The following is a 7,442-nucleotide window of genomic DNA, read 5'->3' as shown; positions in this document are numbered from 1 at the left end:
TCGCGATCGCGGCGGCGGCGGCCGGCGCGGTCGTCGCGAGCGTGATCGTCGGCATGCTGCTCGGCGGGTCGGGCACCGGCACCGCGGCGCGCGACATCCCGGTGGTGGACGAGATCCGGGCGTCCGCGGCGGCCGACGGCGTGCTGTTCTCCTGGAGCGACCCCGGTCTCGGCGCCGACGACGCCTACCAGGTGGTCCGCGACGGCGGCCTGCCGAGCACGCAGCGCGACACGACCTTCCGCGTGACGGCCGGCGCCGGCGGGGCGGGCGGCGCCGCGGGCGAGCGCGCCTGCATCCGCGTCACCGTCACGCGCGACGGCGTCGCCGGGGACGCGTCGACCGAGAAGTGCGCGGAGCTGCCGCGATGATCCGCGAGTGGATCCGCCGCCACCGCCAGGCCGCGACGACCGTCACCGGCGGGGCCGTCGTGCTCGCCCTCCTCACGGGCTTCGCGCTCGTGTCGGACGGCTACCAGGCGCAGCGGGTCGACCTCGACGACGGATCCGTGTGGGTCGTCAACTCGGCGCAGCAGGCCATCGGCCGCGCCAACACGTCCGTGCTCGAGCTCGACAGCGTCGTCGACTCCCGCAGCGAGGACATCGACGTGCTGCAGGCCGGATCCACCGTGCTGCTCGCCGACCGCGGCAGTTCGCGCCTCGACGTGGTCGACGACGCGACGAGCGCGGTGGTCGACACGGCGCCGCTGCCCGCGGGCGCCGAGGTCATGCTCGCGGGATCCCGCGCCGCGATCCTCGTGCCGGCGACCGGCCAGCTGTGGCTCGTGCCGGTGGCGGGCCTCTCCGCGTTCGACGCCGCGAGCGCGCCCGCGCTCCTCCTCGGGACCGACGCCGTCGCGTCGATGGGCGACGACGGGACGCTCCTCGTGTACTCGGCCGCGACGGGCGCGCTGTCGCGTATCCAGGCCGCCACCGAGGACACGGTGAGCGAGACCGTGGACGTCGGGCCCGTCGGCGCGCCCGTGGACGAGGCGGCCGACGCCCTCGCCGACCCCGCGGCCGCGCTCGCGGGCGAGACCGTCCAGGCGGGGGATTCCGGCCGACCCGCCGGGCAGCGGCTCGCGCTCGCCTCCGTCGGCGACCACTGGGCGCTCTACGACGCCGACGCGCGCGCCCTCCTCGTCGACGGGCGCACGGTCGACCTCGCCGGATCCGTGGCCGCGGACGCGCGCGTCGCCCTCCAGCGCGCCTCCTCGGACGGGAGCGGCGTGCTCGTCGCGCACTCGGGCGGACTCGTCGACGTGCCCGTCGCGGGCGGCGAGCCGGTCGTCGTCTCCGGCGACGCGCGCGGCGAGCCCGCGCGCCCCGTCCGCGTGGCCGGCTGCGAGTACGCGGGCTGGACCGACGGATCCGGCTGGCAGCGGTGCCTGGCCCCCGCCGTGCTCCCGGGTGCGGGCGAGGTCGACCAGGACGCGCGGCGCACGGCGGCGGGCGCGACCGGCGACCTCGGATCCATGCCGCAGCAGGCGTCCCTGCGCTTCGTCGTCGACGGCGCGCGCGTCGTGCTCAACGACACGCGCGGCGGCACCGCCTGGGCCGTGCAGCGCGACGCGGGCCGCATCGACAACTGGTCGGACCTCATCGACCGCGACCGCTCCGACACCGTCGTCGAGCAGAACACCGCGGACACCCCGCCCGAGACCGACCGCGTGCAGCAGCCGCCCGTCGCGGTCGACGACGACCTCGGGGCGCGGCCCGGCCGCACCACCGCGCTGCCCGTGCTGCTCAACGACCACGACCCGAACGGCGACGTGCTCGTGATCGACTCCGTCACACCCGTGGACGCCGAGGTCGGCGCGGTCGACGTCGTGGACGACGGCCAGGGCCTCCAGCTCGCGCTCGCCGCGCGCGCGTCCGGCACGGTGCGGTTCTCGTACGTCGTGAGCGACGGGCGCGGAGGCACGGCGACGGCGGACGTGCGGGTCGCCGTGCGCGCGCCCGACGAGAACGCGCCGCCCGTGCAGGTGCGGCCGGCGACCGGATCCGTGGCCGAGGGCGACCGGCTGCAGACCGACGTGCTGGGCGGGTGGTACGACCCCGACGGGGATCCCGTGTACCTCACGCGCGCGAGCGTCGCCGCGCCCGACGCCGTCAGCTGGAAGCCCGAGGGGCGCGTCGTCTACACGGACGCGGGGGCCGGCGGCGACACGCGCACGGTCGCGCTGCAGGTGTCCGACGGGCGCGAGGAGGGATCCGGGGAGCTGGTCGTCACCGTGCGCCGCGAAGGGGACGTGCCGCTCGTGGCCGAGGGCTTCGTCGTGCAGGCGTCGCTCGGGCGCGAGATCACGGTGGAGCCGCTGACGCACGCGCGCGGCGGGAGCGGCGCGATCCGGCTGGCGGCCGTCCCCGCGCGGGCCGGCGTGCAGATCACGCCCGACCTCGAGGCCGGCACCTTCCGCCTGCAGGGCGGCCAGGCCGGCACGCACCTGCTCGAGTACACGGTGACCGACGGGCGGACCACGGCCACGGGCGTCGTGCGCGTCGAGGTGCGCGGGGCCGTCGAGTCCGACGGACGGCCCGTGACCGTGCCGCACACCGTGTTCGTGCGCGCGCTCCAGGCGCAGGACGTGGACGTGCTCCAGGCCGACTTCGACCCCGCGGGCGGCGTGCTCGTGATCACCGACGCGACATCGCCCGACGACGCCGTGGGCGTGCGCGCGGAGGTCGTCGGGCAGCGGCTCGTGCGGATCAGCCTGACGCGGCCGCTCGACGGACCCGTGGACGTCGCGTACCGCGTGAGCAACGGCGTGGCCGAGGCGACCGGCGTGATCACCGTGATCGAGGTGCCCGAGCCGGCCGTCCGCCAGCCGCCCGTCGCGACCGACGACCGCGTCGCCGTGCGCGTGGGCGACGCCGTGGACATCCCGGTGCTCGCCAACGACGAGCAGCCCGACGGCGACGCGCTGCGCCTCGACCCCGTGCTCGTGGATCCGCTGCCCGAGGGCGCCGGCCTCCTCTTCGCGAGCGAGGACCGCCTCCGCTACCTCGCGCCCGACCGCACGGGCGACTACACGGCCGTCTACCGCGCGGTCGCGCCCGACGGGCAGTGGGCGACCGCGACCCTCACCGTGTCCGTGCGCGAGGCCGACGTCGCGACCAACGCGGCGCCCGTGCCGCGCCCGCTCACGGCGCGCGTGCTCGCGGGGGAGACCGTGCGGATCCCGGTGCCGCTCACCGGCATCGACCCCGACGGCGACTCCGTGCGGCTGCTCGGGCAGGACAGCGGGCCGGAGAAGGGGCAGGTCATCGAGGTCGGGCCGGACTGGATCGACTACCAGGCGGGCGACTACTCCACCGGCACCGACGCGTTCGCGTACGCCGTGGTCGACGGGCTCGGCGCCCGGGCGACCGGCACGATCCGCGTGGGCATCAGCACGCGCGTCGAGGGCGCCAGGAACCCCGTCGCGACCGCCGACACCGTGACCGTGCGGCCCGGCCGCGTGCTGCGCGTGCAGGTGCTCGCGAACGACACGGATCCCGACGGCGGCGCGCTCGAGCTCGTGTCGGTGCAGCCGCAGGCCGAGGGGCTCGTCGCGGGCCTCGACGGCGACACCGTCCGCGTCGTCGCGCCCGAGCAGGCCGGGCGCTACGGCTTCGTCTACGGCGTGCGCAACGCGCGCGGCGGGAGCGACGAGGCGTTCCTCACCGTGATCGTGGATCCCGCCGCGCCGCCCACCCGGCCCATCGCGCGCGACACGGTGCTGCAGCTCTCCGACGTGCTCGACCGGTCGAGCGTCGACGTGGACGTGATGCGCAGCGTCTTCTCCGCGGAGGGCGACGCGTCGTCGCTCGTGCTCGCGGTCGGCGCGGGCTACGAGGACGTGGCGCGCGTGACGGCCGACGGGCGGATCCGCGTCGAGGTCGGCGACGAGCGCCGGATCGTCCCGTTCACGGTGGCGCAGCCGGACGACCCCTCGATCTCGGCGACGGCCTTCGTCTGGGTGCCCGGCTTCGAGGACACGCTGCCGCAGCTGCGCGTGGGCGTGCCGCGCCCGACCGTGGCGAGCGGCGAGCGGCTCGTGGTCGAGCTCGACCAGCAGGTGGTCGCCGCGGGCGGCCGGGCCGTGCGCATCGCCGACCCGAACTCGCCCCAGGCGACGCACGCCGACGGACCCGTGGAGCTCGTGGACGAGGACACCGTCGCGTACCGGAGCGAGCCGGGGTACTTCGGGCCGGCGGCGATCTCGTTCACGGTGACCGACGGATCCGGATCCGGCGCCGACGGCGGGCGCACGGCCGCGCTCGTGCTCCCCATCACGGTCACGCCCACCGAGAACCAGCCGCCCGTGTTCACGGGCGCGGTCATCGACCTGGAGCCCGGGCAGTCCAAGGACGTCGACCTCGGCCGCCTCACCACCTACCCGTACCAGGACGACCGCGGGCAGCTCGCCTTCGCGCTGGAGGGGGCCGTCGCCGCCGGCTTCCGCGCGTCGGTCGACGGCGGCACGCTCCGCATCTCGGCCGACGAGGCCGCGGCGACGGGACAGGCCGCGTCGTTCCCGGTGAGCGTCCGCGACGCCACGCAGACCGGGCGGGCGGGCCGCGTGGACCTCCGCGTGGTGCCGTCGACGCGCCCGCTCGCCGAGCCCGCGACCGACGAGGGCGAGGTGACCCGCGGATCCTCCACGTCCATCGACGTGCTCGCCAACGACCAGGCGGGCAACCCGTTCCCGGGCACGCCGCTCACGGTCGCCTCCATCCGCGGCGCCGACGGCGCGAGCCTCCCTGCCGGAGTGACGGTGACGCCGTCGGCCGACCGCGCCACCCTCGCCGTCAACGCGTCCGCCGACGCCGAGCCCGGCGACGTGCGCGTGCAGTACGAGGTGCGCGACGCGACGGGCGACGCGGGGCGGGCCGCGTTCGGCACCGTCGTGATCCACGTGCAGGACCGCCCGGGGCCCGTCTCGGCCCTCCGCGCGTCCGGCTTCGCGGACCGGTCGCTCACGGTCGCGTTCGAGCCGGGCGCCTTCAACGGATCCGCCATCACGGGCTACCAGGTGCGCGTCCTCCGCGGCGGCACCGCGACCGCGGCCGTCGTCTGCCCGTCGACGACGTGCACCGTGCCGACGCCCGGCAACGGCCCCGCGGCCTCGGTGCAGGTGGAGGTGGTGGCGATCAACGGGGTCGGCACCTCGGACCCGGTGTCGATCTCGGGCCTGTGGTCGGACGTGCTCCCGGCCGCCCCCGCCGGCCTCGCGATCGAGCCGCTCGTCGACGGGCTCCGCGTCTCGTGGCAGCCGTCGGCGGTGCCGTCGTCGTCGAGCCCCGTCACGCAGTACGTCGTGGGGGTGGGCGGCATCACCCGGCAGGTCGCGGCCGACGCCACGAGCGTCGAGGTGCGGGATCCGTCGCTCGTCGCCGAGGTGCCCGTCGCCGTCGCGGTGGCCGCGCGCAACAGCGCCCAGGTGCAGGACGCATCCGCGTGGCTCGCCGCCACCGCGACCGGCACGCCGCGCGGCGCTCCGACCGCGACGGGCGTGCCCGGCGCCGTGGCCGACCCGGCCGACGAGACGCGCGTCACTGTGTCCTGGCCCGCGTTCCAGGGCCAGGGCGTCGACGGGATCCGCTACCTCGTCGCCGCGTACGCCCCCGGCTCCGCGCCCGGCTGCTCCGTGCCCACCGAGGGCGTCTCGCCGTGGTCGGCCGAGCACGGACCCGCGGTCGACGTCGGCGGCGCGACCAGCCACGTGTTCACGGGCCTCGCCACGGATCAGCCGGTCGCCTTCGCGGTGCTCGCCGCCAACAGCCAGGGCTGCACGGTCGTCGAGGCCGGCCAGCTGATCCCGCGCACGGCGCCGTCGACGCCCGTCGTCACGGTCGACCTGCCGAGCCCGGACCGCGGGAGCGACGGCGTCTTCCGCGCGGTCCTCGCCGACGCCCGCTACCGGCCGGGCGACCCGTCCGCGTCGGCGCTGCTGCTGTACCGGGTCGACGGGCAGGGCGACGGCGTCCCCATCGGCGTGGGCCAGGCGCTCACGCTGCCGCGCACGGGCGTCGGCGCGACGATCCAGGTGCGCGTCGTGGAGGACTCGGGCGACGGGCGCCAGCGCTCGAGCGGCTGGTCGGATCCGGTCTCCGCCGGCACCGCCGTCGACGCGCGCGCGGGCGACGTGCGCTCGGCGACCGACGACGCCGGCGTCACGGCCTTCTCGTGGACCTCGATGCCGCCGGCCGCGGGTCGCGGCGCGCGCGTCGGCGACGGCAGCGGGTACGCGCGCAGCGAGTGGCGCTGCGGCGGCCAGGGCGCGTGGACCGACGCGTCCTCGGGCGCGGCCGGGTCGTGCGCGGTCCCCGCGGGCGGCGAGCGGATCCTGGAGGTGCGGGTCACCGCGAACTCGGGCACCCTGTACACGTACGCCCACCGCGGATGACGGCCGAACCCGCGGCCATCCCGCCGGACGACGCGGCCGCACCCGAGAGGCACGCCCCCCATGACGATGACCGCCGACGAGGCCCGCGCCTTCCAGGACGAGTTCGCGCGCCTGGTGCGCAACGTCGAGCAGGTGCTGCTCGGGAAGTCCCACGTGGTGCGCCTCGCCTTCACCGCCATGGTCACGGGCGGGCACCTGCTGCTCGAGGACGTGCCCGGCATCGGCAAGACGTCCCTCGCGCGCGCCATAGCGCAGACCGTCGACGGCACGCACAGCCGCGTGCAGTTCACGCCCGACGTGCTGCCCGGCGACATCACGGGCGTCAGCGTCTACGACCAGCGCACGGGCGAGTTCGAGTTCCACCGCGGGCCGGTGTTCGCGAGCATCGTGCTGGCCGACGAGATCAACCGCGCGAGCCCGAAGACCCAGTCGGCGCTCCTCGAGGTGATGGAGGAGGGCCGCGTCACGGTCGACGGCACGCCGTACGACGTCGGGCACCCGTTCATGGTCATCGCCACGCAGAACCCGATCGAGCAGGCAGGCACCTACGCGCTGCCCGAGGCGCAGCTCGACCGGTTCCTGCTCCGCACCTCCATCGGGTACCCGGACCACGAGTCGATGCTGCGGATCCTGCAGGGCGCGTCCGTGAGCGCGCACGACGTGACGCTCGCGCCCGTCGCGTCGGCGGCGGCCGTGCGGGCGCTGCAGGAGCGCGCGGGGACCGTGCACGTGGATCCCGCGGTCGCCGACTACGTGGTGCGCCTCGTCGACGCGACCCGCGCCGCGCCCGAGGTGCGGCTGGGCGCGAGCGTGCGCGGTGCCCTCGCCCTCGTGCGCGCGTCCCGTACCTGGGCCGCCGCCGACGGCCGGCACTACGTGGTGCCCGACGACGTGAAGGCGCTCGCCGAGCCCGTGCTCGCGCACCGCCTGCTGCTGGATCCCGAGGCCGAGTTCGACGGCGTGACGCCCACGAGCGTGCTGTCGCAGATCCTCATCGAGACCGCGCCGCCGCGCGACGGGCACGCGGGGGCGCGGGCCGCGGGGCCGTCCGCCG

The 7,442-nt window shown here is 76.6% G+C and carries 2 protein-coding genes and 1 pseudogene; all 3 read left to right on the top strand.

The annotated features are described in order from the left end of the window. Window positions 1–368 (top strand): annotated as a pseudogene (locus tag HDR73_RS06085) (serine/threonine protein kinase); the annotation flags it as partial. Next, window positions 347–6,388 (top strand): Ig-like domain-containing protein, encoded by a 6,042-nt coding sequence (locus tag HDR73_RS06080; RefSeq protein ID WP_223842634.1) that lies wholly within the window; start codon window positions 347–349, stop codon window positions 6,386–6,388. The pseudogene HDR73_RS06085 and the gene HDR73_RS06080, both read left to right, overlap by 22 nt. A gap of 60 nt (window positions 6,389–6,448) precedes the next feature. Further along, window positions 6,449–7,442: AAA family ATPase (locus HDR73_RS06075; protein ID WP_287136291.1), on the top strand; the 994-nt coding region annotated here is incomplete at its 3' end.

The sequence above is a fragment of the Clavibacter sp. genome (genome assembly GCF_014802555.1).
GTDB lineage: Bacteria > Actinomycetota > Actinomycetes > Actinomycetales > Microbacteriaceae > Clavibacter > Clavibacter sepedonicus.
The sequence above is the reverse complement of the archived record's forward strand: the minus strand, read 5'-3'. Positions and strand labels throughout refer to the sequence as shown.